Raw genomic sequence first — 18321 nt, forward strand, 5'->3', positions numbered from 1 at the left:
TCTGCGGGTGGCAGGTCTCCGAGACGTGCAGCTTGTAGCCGTTCCAGAACAGGTCACGCTTGGCGGACCAACGCGTGTCGGTGTCGTAGGGAGAGGCCAGGCGTATCGGGGCGGGCGGCAGGCCGTCGCCGCCGTCGTCGGTCCGCTCGCGCTGCCGGATCCGCAGCCTGCCGGCCCGGTCGGTGGTGCGGGTGTAGTTCTGCACCAGCACGCACCGTAGGGTCTGCACCGCGGGCAGCTCGCGCAGCCACCCCGGCGAGGCGGGCGCGTAGAGGGCCTGCAGCAGCGTGTAGCCGTCGGCGGCGTAGGCGAGCGCGAGTTCGTACTGCTTGGTCTTGGAACTCGGCAGTCGCCAGTTGTCGATCCGGTCCGCGTAGCGGTGGCTCCAGTCCTCCACCACCAGCACCTGATCGACCCATTCGGGGCATGCGGCGGCCAGCGCGTTCAGGGCGGCGCGGACGCTCTCGCCGACCAGCTCGACTCGGTTCAGATCCCGCACCGCGGCAACGATGTGTGTGGAGTCGGTGCGCTGGCTGCCGCCCGCCTGCGACGGCAGCCAGGGCGACGTCGACCACCGGCCGGACCCGCGCCCACACCGCCGCGGCTGCCGCCCGCGCCCGCTGTGCGAGCCGGTAGACGGTGCGGGCGCCGAACGCCCGGATCGCCGACCTTCTCCAGCCGTCGCGCAGCTCGGACAGCGAGCACGGCACCTTGCGCTTCGGCGGGCGCGTCCGGTCGGCGGCCTGCTGGTCCAGCGCGTAGCCGGCCCGCTCCCCCGGCGGGTGCCCCTGCCTCTCTTCGTAGTCGGCCAGCAGGGCGGGCATCACGTCCGCGATCTGCTGGCGGCGGGTCGACTGCCAGCCGATCAGCCGCTGGTCGATACCCGCAATCTCCATGACCGGGCGCTTGCCGGGCGTCACCTCCCGCGGCTCCTACGCCCACCCGAGCCGGGCAGAGACCTCCTCCATGAAGGTCAGGGTGTAAAGCGTGCCGGCCGCCACGATGTTGTCGAGGATGTCGGCGGCGGACACGTTCCCCCACTTCCCGTCCGGCCGCCGCGCCTTGATCGAAACTACGGCGTGGTCATGCAGCAGCGGCTTCCCGGCTCTCGACTCGTAGTGCCGGAAGACCGCGACGATCAGCCCGTCCTTCACCGGACGCCGGTGCTTGCCGCCGCTCCCCCAGCGGATCTGCGCGACCGACTCCTCCAGCCGCGCCAGCGTCTTGTCCCGGGCGATGTCCTGGCACAGCTCCAGCACCCGGCGATGCTCGTTGCCCATCAGCGCCCACGCGATCTGTGCCGTCGACGGCGCTATGCGATGCAGCGGGTTCCGCCGACGTGATGGCCGTGGTGAAGGCCGACGGCTACGGGCATGGCCTGATCCCGTGCGCCCGCGCGGCGTTGGCCGGCGGCGCGACGTGGATCGGCGTCGCCCGTTTGCACGAAGCGCTGGCACTGCGCGCATCGGGCATCAGCAGCCGGACCTTCGCCTGGCTGCTGGCCCCCGGTGACGACTGGGCTTCCGCCGTAGCTGAGGGAATCGAGTTGTCAGCCGGCGCCCCGTGGGCGGTCGAGGCGGCAGCCCGGGCGGCCCAGGCTGCAGACCGCCCGGGTTTGCTGCATCTGAAGATCGACACCGGAATGGGGCGCGGTGGCGCCTCCCGCGCCGACTGGCCTGCGCTGCTTCAGGCGGCTTCGCGCGCAGAGGCATGCGGGCATGTTCGGGTCGTGGGGATCTGGTCTCATCTCTCCCACGCCGATTCTCCCGGCCACCCCGAGTGCGACCGGCAGGTAGAGACCTTCCGGGACGCGGTTCAGCTGGCGCGGAAGGCGGGGCTGAGCCCTGAAGTCCTGCACCTGGCCAACTCGGCCGCCACGCTCACCCTTCCGCACACCCATTTCGACCTCGTACGCCCCGGCCTCGCGCTCTTCGGCCTGAGCCCGGTACCGGAGGTGGCCGGCCCGGCCGCCCTGGGCCTGCGACCGGCGATGACGCTCACCGCAGGGCTCGTCGCCGTCCCTCCTTCAGGAGGGAGAGCGTCAAGGTGTCAGTTCCTTTCCGCCGGGGTGAGCAGGGACGAGAGCAGGCCCAAGTCGGCCTGCTCCAGGGAATCGAGGACGGTCCGCCCGGTCGCAGGCGGTATCGGCACGGTGGAGGGCACGGCCAGTACCGCGCACCCGGCGGCCTCGGCCGAGGCGATGCCCGTGGGCGTGTCCTCGACGGCCACGCAGGTGCGCGGATCGACGCCGAGGGCGGCGGCTGCGGCGAGGTACGGTTCGGGCGCCGGCTTCGTACGGGGGGTGTCCTCGACCGCGACCGTCCACGCGAACCGCTCCTCGCCCAGCGCCTTGCGCACGAGGTCGAGGACATGGCGCGGCGACGCGGTGACGATCGCCGCAGGCACGTCAGCCGCGGCCAGCTCGTCCAACAGGCGCAGTACGCCCGGGCACGGGACGACCTCGTGGGCGACCAGGTCGGCGAACACCGCATCCAGCTCAGTCGCGAGCGTGCCGAGGTCACGCGCCGCCGAGCCACCCGTGCTCTGCAGGTGAGCGGCGGTGTACGAGGCCGGCCGACCCAGCACATGCGGTGTGTCCGCGGCGGTCAGGGGCCGCCTGATCCCGTCGGCGACCTGTTCCACCGCGGCCCACCACAGCCGCTCGGTGTCGACGAGTGTGCCGTCCATGTCGAACAGCACGGCGGAGGGAAGGCCAGTCGCGGCGATGCGACGATTCATGGTGCGTTTCTTTCCAGTACGAAGCAAAGGGGGGCTGAAGCGGACGTACTCCACGGGGAAGCCGGAATCATCAAGTGGCCTGATCCGGGCCGGCGGAGTCGTCCGATCGAGCAGGGGCCGGGCTGTCAGGTCACATCACCGCCGCCCTTCCCTTGGCGACGATCCACCAGCACCGGGCGGTCCGGCAGCATCAGCGTCACCGCCGCACCGACAGGGAGCGTGGCCGTGGAGTGTGTCGGCACGTCGGCCGTCACCTCGGCGCCGTCGGCCAGGCGTACGGTCAGCCGTGTCGTGGAGCCGAGGAACGCCGCGCCCATGATCCGGGACGTGCCGCTCCCGTCCGCCGTGACCTCGACCGCTTCCGGCCGTACCAGTACGTCCACGTCGCGGGCTCCGCCGGCGACCTCGGCGCCCGGCAGCGTCCCGTGGACCGCCAGTGTGCGGCCGCACACGTTCACGGTCCTGCCGTCCGACCCGGCCCGGGCCGGGATCCGACTCATCACCCCCACGAACTCGGCGACGAACGCGGTCGCGGGGCGCTCATACAGCTCTGCCGGGGGCGCACACTGTTCCAGTCGTCCGCCGCGCATCACCGCCACCCGGTCGGCCATGGAGAGGGCCTCCTCCTGGTCGTGGGTCACCATCAGGGTCGTGATGCCCACCTGCTGCTGGAGGCGGCGGATCTCCTCGCGCAGCGTCAGCCGGACCTGTGCGTCGAGTGCGGACAGCGGCTCGTCGAGCAGCAGCACGCGCGGCTGCAGTGCCAGGGCCCGGGCCAGCGCGATCCGCTGCTGCTGCCCGCCGGACAGTTGGCGCGGGAAACGGGCGGCATGCTCCGGCAGCCCGACCAGCTCCAGGAGTTCGGCGGCGCGAGCCTGTCGCGCCGCCTTGCCGGTGCCGCTCATCCGCAGTCCGAACGCGACGTTGTCGAGGGCGTTCAGGTGCGGAAAGAGGCTGTACGACTGGAACACCATGCCCACGTCGCGGCGGTGCGCGGGGACGGACGTGATGTCCTCCCCGTCCACGACCACCTCCCCCGCGTCGGGCCGCTCGAATCCGGCGACCGTCCGCAGTGCGGTGGTCTTGCCGCAGCCGGACGGGCCGAGCAGCGCCAGGAGTTCGCCCGGGCGGACCGTCAGGTCCAGGCCGTCCAGTGCCGTCGTGGCGCCGAAGGTGCGGCGCAGGCCGCGGAGTTCGACAGTGGAGCCAGTCTGTGTCGGACTGATGGTTTCGCGATCGGTTGCAAGGGTGGTCATGAGGTCTCCATGGGGCGGCGGGCGCGTCCGGCGGCGGCGATCATCAGCAGCAGCACCCAGGTGACGAGCAGGCCGAGCACCGACACGGCCACCGACATCTGTGCCTGGGAGCCGCTGATGACGACGATCCACACGGCAAACGGCTGGTATCCGAGGACCGCGGCGGCGGTGTACTCGCCGAGCACGAGTGCCAGGGTCAGGAACGCTGTGTTGAGGAGGGCGCCGCGCAGGTTGGGCAGCACCACATGCATGAGCGTGCGGGGCCACGGTGCCCGGCAGGCCCGGGCAGCCTCGACGAGCACGCGCAGGTCGATGGCGGCGAGCCCGGTGTCGAGCGTGCGGTACGCCAGTGGCAGTGCCATCAGCGTGTACGCGAGCACCAGAACGAAGGGGAATTCCGGGTTCTGGAGTGCGATCAGCGCCTGGAAGAGCGGTGTGCCGGCGAAATGGTCCGGGCCCCAGCGCAACACCGTGCTGATCCCGGTGACGAGGGCGACAGCGGGTACGACCAGCGGCAGCAGGCACACGATCTCGACGAGCGCACGCAGCCGCGGTGCGGCCAGTCGGACCGCGATCAGGGCGGGCACGAGCAGGCCCAGAACGAGCGCGATGGTGGCCGCGGCCAGTTTCAGGGTCAGGGTCAGGCTTTCGGTGAAGCCGTCGGCGCCGAAGATGGCGGTGTAGGCCTCGAAGCTGGTGCCCTGGTGCGGGACGCCGACTCCGAGGCTGAAGGCGATGGCGCACGCGAGCGGGACGAGGAAGTACACACCGGTCAGCAGCAGCACGGCACCGCGCCCCCAGCGAGGGCGGGTCAGGCGAGCCATCGCGCGCTCCTGCGGTGCAGTGGCAGGTGAATGGCCATCACGAGTCCGGCGACCAGCACCATGTCGACGCCGAGTGCCAGCGCGACGTTGCCCTCGCCGACCAGCACATCGCCGGACAACGCATCCGCGATCTGCATGGTGACAAGCGGAACCGAACTGCCGACCATCGCGGCCGCGGTCGCGTACGCGCTGAACGCGGTGCCGAACAGCAGGACATAGCCGCCGAGCAGCGAGGGCATGAGGATCGGGAGTGCGACGTGCGTCCAGTACTGGAAGGTGCTCGCGCCGTTATTGTGGGCGGCCTCGCGCCACTGCCGCCGCAGCCCCTCCAAAGCGGGGGTGAGCGTGAGCACCATGAGCGGTACCAGGAAGTATAGGTAGACCAAGGTCAGGCCCCAGAAGCTGTACAGACTCCAGCCATGGTCGGCCAGATGGAATTGGCTCGTCAGGACGCCGGCGTTGCCGAGCGTCGCCACGAACGCGAACGCGAGCGGGACGCCACCGAAGTTCGCCAGTACGCCGGCCCCTGCCAGGACCGCCTCGCGCAGGGCGCGGAATCGTGAGGTGACGACCGCGTGGGCAAGTGGCAGGCCGACGATGGCGGCGATCAGTGCGGAGACTGCGGAGAGTTTGACGCTGCCGAGCAGGGCCGTCAGGTGGGGGCCATGCAGGGAAGCGCTCATGTTCGCGGTGGTGAGGCGGGCTCCGCCCGGCGCGGTGTCGGGCGTTGTGAACGCGCCGAACACCATCGTCCCTGCGGAAAGGCCGAACACTACGGCCGTGAACAGGAGGAGGGGCGCGACGCCGAGCCAGCCTGCCGAGCGCGGACGGTGCCACCGCCGGGCGGCACCGATGCGGGCGTTGCCGCCGAGGGAGTGGTGCCGGGTGTCGCCGGCGGCGGCAGTCTTGAGGGTGCTCATTCGGCTACGGCCTGGGCCCAGCCCTGAACGACGGCCTGCTTGCCCTTGCTGATCTGGTCCTCGGTCGGGAAGGCGGCCGTGGCGTTGCCGGGTGCCTTCGGGAGCGCGGCAGCGGCGTTCGCGTCGAGAGTCCCGGCCTTGTGCATCGCGGGCATCAAAACGGGGCGGGCGTGTCCCTTGAGCCACAGGTTCTGCCCCTCCGGGCTGTACAGGAACTCCTGCCACAGGCGGGCGGCGGCCGGGTGGGGTGCCCACTTCACGATCGCCTGTGAGTAGTACTCGGCGTACATGCCGTTGGTCGGAACGCTGACCTTCCAGTCGACGCCCTTGGTGCGGAGCTGGTCGACGTACCCGGCGTTGAGGTAGTCCCAGGTGACGCTGATCGGCGTCTCACCCTTCTGAATGGTCGCCGGGGTCGATTCGACGGGGTTGAAGTTGCCGGTCTTCTTCAGGCGGGCGAAGAAGTCCAGGCCGGGCTTGATGCTGTCGAAGGAGCCCTGGTTGGCGAGGGCCGCTGCGTACACGGCGCCGAAGGCCGAGCCGGACTTCGTCGGGTTGCCGGTCAGCGCTACCTGCCCCTTGTACTGCGGATCGAGCAGTTCGGCGAAGGACTTGGGGCACTTCTTGACGCGGGCCGCGTCACAGCCGATGGAGACGTAGCCGCCGAAGTCGTTGTACCAACGGGCCTTGGCGTCCTTCTGCGTCCGGGGGATCTGGTCGAACGAGCGGACGCGGTACGGCGCCAGCAGGTCCTGCTGGGCCCCGCTGATGGCGAAGGCACGGCCCACGTCGATGACATCCGGAGACCGGTCCTGGCCCTTGCGCGAGGCGACCGCGGTGATCTCGTCCTGGCTGGAGGCGTCGGGGTTCTCGACCTCGACCTTGATCCCGTACTTCTTCTCGAAGGTGTCGATGATCTCGCCGTAGTTCGCCCAGTCACGCGGCAGGGCGATGGCATTCAACTTGCCCTCCTTCTTCGCTGCTGCGATGAGGGCGTCCATGCCGCCGAGGTCCTGTGCCGAGGTTGCCGTCGCGGCCTTACTGCCGCTGGTGCCGGACCCATTATTGCTGGTCAAGCCGCAGGCGCTGAGTGTGAGCGCGGCCACGACGAGGGAGCAGCCGAGGCTGGCTGAGCGGACGCGGTGTCGTCGCACGAGGTTCTCCTGGTGAGTAAAGTTGGCTGTACAACTTGAGCCATTACCTCGGAGGGTGATGTCCGGGAGGTGAACGCCGTCGAACGGGTGGGCGATCTTCGCGGGAAGGGGCGCGGGTCGGTTCGGGCAGTCAGGGCCCGGCCAGCCAGGTTGGGCTGCGAACGGATAGGGTCACGCCAGCGGCGTGGGCCGCAGAGGGAGAGGGAAAGCGAAATGGCAGTCGCAGGTGGCGGGGCAACCGGAGCGCGATACCGACGGTTGGCGGCCGACCTGCGTGAGGCCATCGAGGCCGGTGCCTACGGGGCCGGCGGCCGGCTGCCCAGTGAGGAGAAGCTCGCCCAGCAGTACGGGGTGTCCCGCGGTACCGTCCGTCAGGCGTTGGGGGTGCTGCGCGCCAATGGCCTGGTCACGTCCCGACGCGGCACGCGGCGCGTCGTGCTCGGCACCGCACGTACCCAGAGCTTCTTCGAACTGCTGAGCTTCACCCGCTGGGCTCGCTCGATCGGGGAAGAACCGGGCGGCCGCACGATCGACATCGAACGCCGTCTCGCCGACCCGTTGGAGTGCGAGCAACTCGGTCTCGCACCTGGATCGAAGGTCTATTGGGTGCTTCGGCTACGGACTCTGTCGCGCGTCCCGATCATGATTGAGCGGACCATCTACCCCGAGCAGATCGGTGCCATGATCGCCCGCCTGGAGCCCGATGCGATCTCGCACACCGAGCCGCTGGCGGAGCAGGGCGTGGTGTTCGCCGACGCCGAACACACGGTTGACCTCGTCTGGGCCGCCGCCGAGGACGCAGGCCTGCTCGGCTGCGCCGAGGGCGGGCCGCTGATACGGGAGCGGCGGCGCGCCACGGACCCGGCGGGAACGCCGTTGGAGTGGTCGGAGGACCGCTACCTGCCGGGCACGGTTGCGTTCACGGTCCACAACTCGGTGGCCACAACGGCGCTGTCGCGCCGCCGTGGCTGACCGATCGTCGCCGAGCGGAGCCGGCGGGGTCACCGGATCTGCGGATGCCACACATCCAGGCACATACGCATGCAGCCGCTTGTTGACCACCAGCTTCGGCGTCTTCGGACGCCGTGCCATCAACTCCGACTTCCACTGCGCGATCGAGGCCCGGTAGTCAAGCCTGCCGCCGCGCGTGGCCGCGCTGCGCCGCAACTCCCGGGAAACAGTCGACGGCGACCTGCCCAGCCGGCGCGCGATCTCGCGTACTCCCATGCCCTCAACCATGAGCAGCGCGATCTCCTCACGCTCGGCGAACGACAGGTATCTGCCCGACAGCGGCCCGAGCTGGATCGATGGCATGCCACCACGTTCCCGCAACCACCGTGAGCCGACAGGCCCCGACACTCCGCACGCGATCGCCGCATCCTCGCTGTTCAGCCCCTCGGCGATCTTCACCCAGAAGGCCCGCTCCACGTCCCGACGGACCGGGGGCAGGGGCCGCGCGGCGCTTGCCCTGCCGCGTCAGTGAGCGACGCCGACGCGGCGGTTTGCGGCCCTGCAAGCCCAGGTCGGCCATGATCTCGGCGACGGTGTTCACCGACACCCGCCAGCCCTCGGCCCACAGGTCCAGCGTGATCCGCGGCAAGCCATACGTGTCGCCCGACTCACGAAAGAAGTGCGTGATCCTCTCCTCCAATCGCGCCCTCCTGACCTCGCGTTTCGTCGGCTCGGCCGGACGGCGGCGCCACTTGTAGAACCACGCCTCCGACAGGCCCAACGCGCGGCAGGCGACGGTGTGCGGGATGCCGTACTCGGTCCTCTGGTCGCTGATCACCAGACAGGCGGCGCCGCGCGCCCAGAGCGCCTCGCTCGCCTCGTCGACCTTGATGACGCAGTCGCGCGCTGCCGTGGAGACCGCGTGCCGTTCCAACGCCGACGTCTTGGCCGGCCCGAAGTGCTCGTAGGCGACCGTTCCCTCCCCTGCGATGACGATCAGTCCGGGATTGAGTAGATTGCACAGACAGGCGAGGCCTCGGCCGAGCGCGTCCCCCGCCACCGCGAACGCGTCACGAGCGGCCTGGCGCTCAGCACCGGCACCGGACCGCGCCAGCTCCGTCACGGCGTCGAAGTCGGCCTCTGGTGAGCCGCCCGCCTCCCGGAACATTCGCAGCACCGCGTCGGAGGAGGCCAACGCCTCCACACAACCCCGGTTGCCGCAGGCACACTCGGGGCCGTTCGGCTCGATCGGGAGATGTCCGAACTCGACAGCGAGTCCACTCGCTCCGGAGTGCAGCACGCCGTGGAGCATCAGCGCACCGCCCACGCCGCGCCCGACCGAGACCACCGCAAAGGAGTCGACGTCCCGCCCCTCACCGAACCAACGCTCAGCGATGACAAGGGCGTTCACGTCGTTGTTGACGACCACCGGAAGCCCGGTCGCGGCGCTCAGCGGTCCCGCGATGTCGACATCAGTCCACCCCAGCCGAACGGCGGAGTGGCAGACGCCGGCCGCCGCATCGACGCGCCCGCCGACCCCCACGCCGACGCCCAGCACCGCCGCGCCGGGATCGGGGGCGAGCGCGAGCAGTTCCGCCGTCAACTCAGCTGCCACGGACAGGACGCACTCGGCCTCGAGCGAGTCGAGCGGAGCGACGAGACGCGCGAGCTGCTGCGCCCCGAGGTCGGTGAGCACGGCGGCCACGTGCGTGCGCACCCGTGTTCTCACCCGACACCCTCGCCCGCCGGCAAGCCCGCCCCAGCCCCACCGCCGACGCTGCTAGTGAGACCTCCGCCCGTCGAGCAGCATGTGCGGTTCGACGGGCGGAGGGTGGGGACGGAGCGCGGCAGTGTCACCGCATCAGTCCCCGATCCGGACAGCTCAGGTCCCGCATTCTCGTCGCGGACCCGGCCGCGGGGTGTTCAGCCGGTCTCGGACACGAGCACGTGAACCGGGGCGGTGGGCTCCGACAGCAGACCGGTCACCGGATCGACGCCGACTGCGGTGAGTACCGACTGGCCGGGCTCCACCAGCGTGCTGCAGTGCCAGTTCCCGTCCTGATCGGCGGGCTCGTTCACGCAGGCCGGCGCACCGGACACCAAGACGGTGATCAGCTCGCCCGCGGCGGCGGTGCCCTTGATCCGGACAGAGCCGGGGTGGATCGTGGACTGGTCCGCCGGCGTGGTGATTGCCGGTGTCGGGGCCGGCTTGCCGGGCGTGGTCACCCGGGCTCCGGCGACGGAGGTCCAGGTGCCGCCGGACGCGGGGTTCTTCGTGTTGGTGACGGTCACCACCATCGTGTGCTGCTTGGCCGGGTCGAGACCGGTGCGGGTGAACACCGATGTCACGCCGCCGCTCTTGCTGTAGAGGTCGACAGCGGTGGGGGAATCGCCGTCCACCGACACGTTGACGATGCCGTTGTTGCCGTTGGTTATGGACTGAAGGGTGACGCTGTCCCCCTGGAAGGTCAGCTTCGCGCTGTCGCCGACGGTGTTGTTCCAGGTGTTTCCGCCGCCGGACGCCCACGTGCCGCTGTACTGCCACTGGTTCACTGCACTGCCGGTCGTGGAGTAGTCGACGTTCGTCACCACTCCCGGGGTGTGCACGCCTGCCGGCAGCGCCACCGGGACGGCCAGATCGGTCAGCGCGCTGACTTTCAGGTTGTCGTACTGCTCGCCGGCCGAGTAACCGCTGGCGACGAGACCGACCTTGCCGGCGGAGTGGGTGGCGTCCGTGACCGAGCCGACCGTGGCGCCGTCGACCGAGGCGAAGATCAGCGATCCGTCGAACGTGAGCGCCAGGTTGTGCCAGGTGTTCAGCCCGGCGGCCGAGGCCACGGTTCCGCTGGCCAGCGACTTGACGTTCCCGGAGCCGCTTCTGAGGTTGATCGACCAGGCGCCGGTGTCGCTGAGCGTGAGCGAGTAGAAGTTCACCTGCGTCGGGTCGGGGTCCAAGTTGCGCTCGCGGCCCAGGATCCCGACCGAGCCCGGCTTGGCGTTGCGCACGTCGGCGGACACCTGGTAGTTGCTCCAGGCTTGGCCGCCGAGCACCGTGTACGGGTAGGAGCCCGGACGGTCGCTCCACTCCAACGGCTTGGTCGGGGTGGCGAGCTGGACGCACTTGCCGTCACGGTCCGCACACGGCTCGACGCTGAACGCGCCTTCCATGTTGGCCAGGTAGCGGGCCTGCTGGCCCCTGGTTCCCTTGTCGAACGAGTCGGAGTAGGGCAGCGGGAGCGGCTTGCTCGCCGGCGACGCGGCGCTGCCCTTGTGCTGCCTGGTCGTGGTGGTGAACGAGTAGATGGAGTCGGGCTGCAGGTTCATCGTCACCGAGCCGTCCGCGTCGGGCACGAGCGCCTTGCCCCGCACGAACCACTGCGAACGGTCACCGGAGACCAGATCGGTGCTCCAGACGTGCACGGGCTCGGTGGACAGGCCGCCGCTGACGGTGAGCTTGACCGTCTGCGGGCCGGTGGCCCGGGTCGTCTCGACGATGGAACTCCAGTCGCTGCTGTTGGGCGACTTCAAGGTCACGTAGCTGCCGACCTTGTCGGAGGTCTGGCCACCCAGATAGCCGCTCCCGCCGTCCAGGTACTGCCAGCCCGGCTGCGCGAACTGCGTCGTGTGCGCGGTCACCCACGTCGACAGGCCGACATCGTAGTGGCCGGACCAGGGCTCGTTGGCCATGACCAGTCCCTGGTCGGCGTAGGCGACGTCCGAGTAGGTCGAGGCGACCACAGGCCAGTTGATACTTGCGGTCATCCGGCCGTCGACGTAGTCGATGTTGTTGGCCCGCGCCATCGGCAAACCGCCGAAATTGTAGTTCATCGAGCCCTGCTCGCTGGCCCACAGCGGCTTGTTCAGCGCCTGAACGGCCTGCGAGGTGCGGCAGTCCGTCTCCACGTTGGGGTACTCGGAGATCGGCGTGGGGCCGTTCCACCCGCAGGGGTAGTGCTCACCGATGACCGAGACGGCCTTGGCGAAGGCCGTGTCCTGGGCCATGGCGCCGCCGACCTCAGAGAATGACTCGACCTGATCCGAAGCCACCAGCTTGACCGCGCCGTACCTGTGCTCGTCCAGGGCGGCCCGCATGTTCTTCCACCAGGTCGTGTTCCAGCCGCCGCGCTCGTTCCAGCCACCCATGTAGTCGATGGTGAGACCGTGCTGCTTGGCGCAGCCCAGCCAGTCGAGCAGGAACTGGATTCCGTTCTGCGAGTACATGTTCGAACCGACCCAGCCCGGTGCCGACCAGGTCAGCGCGGAGAGCGAGATCTGAGGGTTGCGCTTCACCGCTTCCTTGGCGAGCCAGAACTCGTAACCCACGTTGCAGTTGATCACTCCCCGGGTCTCTTCGATGGTGTGCTCGGCGCCGGAGGTGGTGTTCCCGTCCCCGCCGGTCTCGAGCTTCAGCATCTGCAGGTTGGCGCCGTAACCAGGTGTGAAGAGGTAGTTCAGGATGGCGTTGCGCTGGGCGGGCGGGTAGTCGGTCAGCAGCCGGGTGTTGCCGCCGCCGCCGCTGATCGCACCGATCCCGTCGAAGGTCCGGCCGGTGTCCTGACCGTTGACTGCGATCGACGTGTCCGGCAACGCGGCCGCGCCCGCTCGGGCCGGGGCCAGCAGGGCCGCCGCAGCGGCCATGATCACGGCCAGGACAGCGACGACGGCCGCGAAGCGGCCTTCACCACCTATCCGTTGGCCTTCTCTATGCGTGTACATGAGCTTGTCTCCTGGGCGATGTCTACAAATGATCTCGCGTGGTGGATCATGGTCGGGTGATACGTCGCCATGCACTGTCCGATGGCGAGTGAGAGTTTGTCCGGCCGCTGCCGGCCGAGTCCTTGCGGGGCAGGGAGCGGTTGGACGAGCGCACGGTGGTCAACGGGATTGTGGGGAGGTTCCGGACGGGCACGGCCTGGCGGGATGTGCCCAAGCGGTACGGGCGGTGGGCCACGCTGCACCTCCGTTTCCGCCGCTGAGCCCTGGACGGCACTTTCGAGCGGATGCTCGAGGCGGCACAGGCCAGACCGGACGAGGCCGGGGGATCGACTGGCTCGTGTCGGTCGACTCCACCGTCGTCCGCGCACACCGTCACTCCGCCAGGGTCCGAAAAGGGGGCTCTGCCGCCCCGCCCTCGGACGCTCCCGAGGGGGCCTGACCAGCAAGATCCACCTCGTCTGCGATGCCATCGTCCGCCCGCACGCCTTCACCGTCACAGGCGGGAAGCGGCGCAACATAGTTGAGCGGCGTTTCAACCGCTTGAAGCAGTGACGCGGCATCGCCACCCGCCACGACACAACCGCGGAGTCCTACCAAGCCGCCGAGCAGATTCTGATGTGAGCATGACATTTAGCCTCCTGGGGGCGGCACCCTCACCAAGTGGATGGCGACTGGCCATGTGGAGCGATACGAGAGGCCAGCCAGAAACGCAACTGATCCAACTAAATCGAACAGATCCGCTCAGACGGCTTGAGGTTAGGCAGACGCCTTCATTGCGTCAAGGCTTCGCGCCGGTAACACGGTGCGTTGCGATGCTCGATAGGGCGCCACATCGATCAGTTCAGCTCACGCCTCAAGCAGGGAAGTCAGCGGCATCCGCGCCACCCGGGACGACACCGGGAGCACGGAGGACACTTCCAAAGCGTTCGGGTTCTCACGGGCGAAGGGTTACGGCCTGGTTCGCCGCGGGGAGTTCCCATGCCGCGGAAAACGTGTCGTCACCGCACCCTTGGCCAAGAGCAGCAGACTTGGGTGTGACCCCATACGCCCGTTGCTGAACGTCAACTCCCAGCACACGCTGCGGCCGACCGGGCACGCACGCTTTTCAGCTAATGCGGCCGCACAGCCGCCGGTACCCATAACCACAGGATTCGGGCGCGGTCCTGTCGAGCGGACCACCGGCTCTTGCCGCGCCATCGGCCCTGAGTGTGCTGCGAGCACGGCGTTTCCGTGGACCGCCCGAGTGCTCCGCCAAGGAAGCGGCACCTCACGAAGACGCGGCGACTGAATAGAGTCACCCTCCATGAGCGAATCTGTTGGAAAGTATTGAGATCAGTGCGGATCCGCGCTTCAATTTGCGCGCAACGAGTCCACCTCATGTATCACGGACCACCCATCCGCTGGAGGTGCTGGGCCGCAGGCCCATGGCGACGACGGGAGTGTGCAACTGTGAGTGATCCGCGGATCGGCGCGATCGGGTGCGAGGAGCGCCACACCCTCGCCGCGACGGCACACAGACCCGGCCATGGCCCTCGTATCACCGCCGTGGCCGACCTCGACGAGTCCGCCGCACAGCAGGCGGCTGGTCAGCTCGAGCCGGTCATCTCACCACAACCCAATCGGGGCAGATTGTGCTGCTCGGCTGCGGGGTGTGCGGGCCGGCATACGTGATCCAGCACGAACTTCTCCGGGGCGCGCTGTTCACCACCAGCGCCTCGCTGACGGTTCCCTTCAGCGTTCGGCTCTGGACTGAGGCCTCGGTGAGGCGGGACCTCTCAACCTGCTCGTCGTCGCCCTTCTCCTGACGTGCTGTTTCGGCGTCTTCTTCACTCCGCCCAGCCTCCGGGCCGTGTTCCCCGGCCCGGAGGCTGGCCGACAAAAGGCACGGCGGCGGCTACATCACGCACGCCGCCTGTGCCCCATCTTGCGTCGCGTTTCCCGGCGTGACGCATCGACGAACTCTGATCGCTCCTGATTCCGCGGCACCGAAGCGGGAGCGCTTCAGTGTTGTGATCCATCTAGTGGAGGTTCCCATGAGCTTGAGAGGCGTAAGACGCCGGCTCCTGCACAGCTTTCTGGCGACCGGTACAGTCGTCGCCTTGCTCGGCAGCCTGGGCGTGGCCACGGGTGCGGCGGCGGCGTCGCAGCCCAGAGCGGCGCAGGCCAGTCAGTCCGCGAGCCCGGCGGGTACGGCGCATACGGTGACGTACGACGACTACTCGTTCAAGATCGACGGCAAGCGGATCAACCTGTGGTCCGGTGAGTTCCACTACTTCCGGCTGCCCAGCCAGGACCTGTGGCTGGACGTGCTGCAGAAGATGAAGGCGGCCGGCTTCAACGCGGTGTCGGTGTACTTCGACTGGGGTTACCACTCGCCCGCGGCCGGGGTCTACGACTTCACCGGCGTGCGTGACGTGGACAAGCTGCTGGACATGGCGAACGAGCTCGGCATCTACGTGATCGCCCGTCCCGGCCCGTACATCAACGCCGAGGTGGACGGCGGCGGATTCCCCGCGTGGCTGCACAACAAGGTCGGCGAGACCCGTACCACCGACCCGGAGTGGCTGAAGTACTCCGATGAGTACCAGACGCAGATCGACCGCATCCTCGCCCGCCACCAGCTCACCAACGGCACCGGCACGGTGATTCAGTACCAGGTCGAGAATGAGTTCTACGACAGCAGCTCGGGCGCCCGGGCGTATATGAAGCACCTGGAGGACAAGGCCAGGGCGGACGGCATCAGCGTGCCGTTGGTCGGTAACAACAACGGCACGTTCAACTCCGGCACAGGCGCCTTGGACGTGGACATGGTCGACTCCTACCCGCAGGGCTTCGAGTGCGACAACCCGTCGCACTGGAGCGGCGTCCCGGACATCAGTTACAACCACCCGGCCGGAAGGCCGGTGGCCACCATGGAGTTCCAGGGCGGTGCGTTCGACTGGTGGGGCGGCCCCGGCTACGACAAGTGCGCGCAGATGGTCAACGACCAGTTTGCCGACGTGTTCTTCAAGCAGAACATCGCGGTCGGCGCGACCATGCAGAACCTCTACATGACCTACGGCGGCACCAACTGGGGCTGGCTGAGCATGATGAGCCACTACACGTCCTACGACTATGGCGCCGCGATCCGTGAATCGCGCCAGCTCGACCCGAAGTACAACCAGGAAAAGCTGATCGGCTACTTCACGCAGGCCGTCGCCCCGCTCACCAAGACCAACGCCCTGCCCAGGGTCCCGACCGACAATCCCAAGATCGTCGACACCGCCCGGGCCAATCCCGACACCGGTACCCAGTTCCACGTGCTGCGGCACACCGACTCGACCGCGACCAGCACCGACAGCGCGCACCTGAAGATCAACCTCGGCGCGCAGGCCTACACCGTTCCGCAGCAGTCGGGCACGTCGCTGACCCTGAACGGCCGTGAGTCCTCGATCATCGTCGCGAACTACGATCTCGGCAGCAACAAGCTGCGCTACTCCACCTCGCAGATCATGACGAACGCCACCATCGGCGAGCGGGACGTCGCCGTCCTCTACGGCGACCACGACTCGGACGGCGAGACAGTCCTGCACTACGACACGAAGCCCACCGTCACCTCCACCGGCGGTAGCGTCACGTCCACCTGGGACGCGGACACCGGCGACCTGCGGCTCAACTACCAGCACACCGGCCTGAACCGGGTCCAGATCAGCGGCGGCGGCCACCCGCTCCAGCTGCTGCTCGCCGACACCGCGACCGCCAAGACCTTCTGGCGACAGGACACCGCGGCCGGCCCGGTCCTGGTCCGCGGCACCCACCTGCTGCGCGGCGCCTCGTCCGACGAAGGCACTCTCGCCCTCAACGGCGACATCGGCACCGACGGCTCGGTCGAGGTCTGGTCCACGGCCTCCTCCCTGACCTGGAACGGCCGGAAGGTCCACACCAGTCTGATGAAGGACGGCGGCCTCACCGGCACGCTCCCCACCGCCGACGAGGTCACCGTGCCAGCGCTCACCGGCTGGAAGCACACTCAGGAGTCGCCGGAATCGCAGCCCGGCTTCAACGACTCGTCCTGGCAGGTGGCCGACAAGACCACGTCGAAGATCACCACACCGGCCACCCTTCCGGTGCTGTCCGCCGACGACTACGGCTTCCACACCGGATCCACCTGGTATCGCGGCCGGTTCACCGGAGACAGCAAGACGACCGGCATCACCTTGGCCGCCCGGAGCAGCGGCAAGGCGGCAGCCTCCTCGGTGTGGCTCAATGGCACCTTCCTCGGCAGCTCCACCGACGACGGCAAGCACACCTACACCTTCCCGGCCGGCGTCCTCAAGACCGGCCGCGACAACGTCATCTCCGTCCTCACCGTGAACATGGGACATGACGAGAACTGGGGTCGGTCCGACGCCAGCACCGTCCGCGGTCTGACCAGCGCCACCCTGGTCGGGGACACGCAGGCCACCATCACCTGGCGGCTGCAGGGCGTACGCGGCGGGGAGACCCCGGTCGACACCGTGCGCGGCCCGCTGGCCACCGGCGGCCTGTACGGCGAGCGCGCCGGCTGGATGCTGCCCGGCTACCCGACCGACGACTGGACCCCGACCAAGCTTCCAGCCACCGACAACACCCCCGGCGTCTCCTGGTACGCCACCGACGCGAGCCTGGACCTGCCCAAGGGACAAGACACCTCACTCGGCCTCACCATCACCGACGACCCCTCCCGCAAGTACCGCGCCGAGATCTACGTCAACGGCTGGCACATGGGCAACTACGTCAACTACCTCGGCCCCCAGCACAGCTTCCCGGTCCCGAACGGCGTGCTCAACCCGAACGGGAACAACCGGATCGCCATCGCCGTGTGGAACATCGACGGGAGCACCGGCGGCCTCGGCAAGGTCGAACTCACCAACTACGGCAGCTACGCCTCCTCCCTGAAGGTCGCGCAGAACGACAGCCCCCGCTACGACAAGGCGCAATACGCCATGCCGGCCGCGCCCCGATCCACGGTCGCCCTCCAGGTGCCCGGATCGGTCAGGGGCGGCCAGTCCTTCACCGCGACCACGACGGTCAGCGTGCCTGCCGACGCGCCCCCGGCCACGGAGGTGACCGCCGCGCTCGCGGCACCTGACGGCTGGACCGTCACCCCGCACGCCGCAGCGGCCGACCCCGTGCGGGTCGCCGGCGGGACATCGGCCACCTTCACCTGGGACGTCACCGCGCCGGCCGTTCCCGGCAAGGTGAACCCGCTCACCACCACTGTGCAGTTCGTCCAGGCCGGCCGGTCGCAGACCGTCACCGACGAGCGGATCGTAGGGAAGGTCAGCCTTCTCGTCCCGCAGTCGAAGATGTCGGTGGCCTACGCGGACAGCCAGGAGACCGTCGGCGAGAACGCCCCGGCCGCCAACGCCATCGACGGCGACCCGGGCACCATCTGGCACACCCAGTGGACCGGCACCGCCGCACCGATGCCGCACGAGATCCAGCTCAACCTCGGCGGCGACAACACCGTGTCCTGCCTGTACTACCTGCCACGCCAGGACGGCGCCAACGGCCGCATCGCCAAGTACGAGGTGTACACCAGCAAGGACGGCACCAACTGGGGCGACCCGGTCGCCACCGGAACCTGGACCAACACCGCGGCGGAGAAGGAGGCCTGCTTCACCCCGGTCTCCGCGCACTACATCCGGCTGCGCGCGCTCAGCGAAGTAAACGGCAATCCGTGGACCACGGCTGCCGAGATCAACGTCGGCTGAGCGGATACTGCTGGTAGATCCAGGGC

At 68.9% G+C, this 18321-nt stretch carries 9 protein-coding genes and 4 pseudogenes; 4 read left to right on the forward strand and 9 right to left on the reverse strand.

From position 1 onward, the window contains the following. Window positions 1-53: 53 nt before the first annotated feature. A pseudogene (gene mobF, locus OG395_RS58140) lies at window positions 54-1280 on the reverse strand (MobF family relaxase). Window positions 1281-1342: 62 nt separating this feature from the next. Between mobF and OG395_RS58145 the strand changes: the two are divergent. Next, a pseudogene (locus OG395_RS58145) lies at window positions 1343-1885 on the forward strand (alanine racemase); the annotation flags it as partial. Between the two features lie 164 nt (window positions 1886-2049). Here OG395_RS58145 and OG395_RS07130 read toward each other — a convergent pair. From OG395_RS07130 to OG395_RS07150, 5 genes are all read right to left on the reverse strand, one after another. Then, a complete protein-coding gene (locus OG395_RS07130) occupies window positions 2050-2739 on the reverse strand; it encodes an HAD family hydrolase (protein WP_327242126.1) in 690 nt (229 codons plus the stop codon). A gap of 125 nt (window positions 2740-2864) precedes the next feature. Then, on the reverse strand, window positions 2865-3995 hold the full coding sequence (locus OG395_RS07135; RefSeq protein ID WP_327242127.1) for an ABC transporter ATP-binding protein: 1131 nt from the start codon (window positions 3993-3995) through the stop codon (window positions 2865-2867). Then, entirely contained in the window at window positions 3992-4819 is an 828-nt protein-coding gene (locus OG395_RS07140; RefSeq protein WP_326791696.1) for an ABC transporter permease, read from the reverse strand. The genes OG395_RS07135 and OG395_RS07140 overlap by 4 nt, the downstream gene beginning before the upstream one ends. Further along, entirely contained in the window at window positions 4807-5739 is a 933-nt protein-coding gene (locus OG395_RS07145; RefSeq protein ID WP_327242128.1) for an ABC transporter permease, read from the reverse strand. Before OG395_RS07145 ends, OG395_RS07140 begins: the two co-directional genes overlap by 13 nt. Beyond that, the gene (locus tag OG395_RS07150; protein WP_327242129.1) at window positions 5736-6893 is read right to left on the reverse strand and encodes an ABC transporter substrate-binding protein; all 1158 of its coding nucleotides are present in this window, start codon (window positions 6891-6893) and stop codon (window positions 5736-5738) included. The genes OG395_RS07145 and OG395_RS07150 overlap by 4 nt, the downstream gene beginning before the upstream one ends. A gap of 213 nt (window positions 6894-7106) precedes the next feature. Here OG395_RS07150 and OG395_RS07155 point away from each other — a divergent pair, with 213 nt between their 5' ends. Beyond that, window positions 7107-7865 (forward strand): GntR family transcriptional regulator, encoded by a 759-nt coding sequence (locus OG395_RS07155; RefSeq protein WP_326791699.1) that lies wholly within the window; start codon window positions 7107-7109, stop codon window positions 7863-7865. 60 nt (window positions 7866-7925) lie between these two features. On the opposite strand, the pseudogene OG395_RS07160 reads toward OG395_RS07155, so the two are convergent. The 3 genes and pseudogenes from OG395_RS07160 to OG395_RS07170 form a co-directional block, all read right to left on the reverse strand. Further along, window positions 7926-8342: pseudogene (locus OG395_RS07160) on the reverse strand (transposase); the annotation flags it as partial. 55 nt (window positions 8343-8397) lie between these two features. Further along, a pseudogene (locus OG395_RS07165) lies at window positions 8398-9573 on the reverse strand (ROK family protein); the annotation flags it as partial. Between the two features lie 194 nt (window positions 9574-9767). Beyond that, window positions 9768-12560, reverse strand: a complete 2793-nt coding sequence (locus OG395_RS07170) for a galactosylceramidase (RefSeq protein WP_327242130.1) — start codon at window positions 12558-12560, stop codon at window positions 9768-9770. Window positions 12561-12667: 107 nt separating this feature from the next. Between OG395_RS07170 and OG395_RS58150 the strand changes: the two genes are divergently transcribed. Then, entirely contained in the window at window positions 12668-12820 is a 153-nt protein-coding gene (locus OG395_RS58150; protein ID WP_442818741.1) for a transposase, read from the forward strand. Between the two features lie 1773 nt (window positions 12821-14593). After that, entirely contained in the window at window positions 14594-18295 is a 3702-nt protein-coding gene (locus tag OG395_RS07175; protein ID WP_327242131.1) for a beta-galactosidase, read from the forward strand. Window positions 18296-18321: the final 26 nt, after the last annotated feature.

The organism is Streptomyces sp. NBC_01320 (assembly GCF_035974375.1).
Taxonomy (GTDB): Bacteria; Actinomycetota; Actinomycetes; order Streptomycetales; family Streptomycetaceae; genus Streptomyces; species Streptomyces yanii.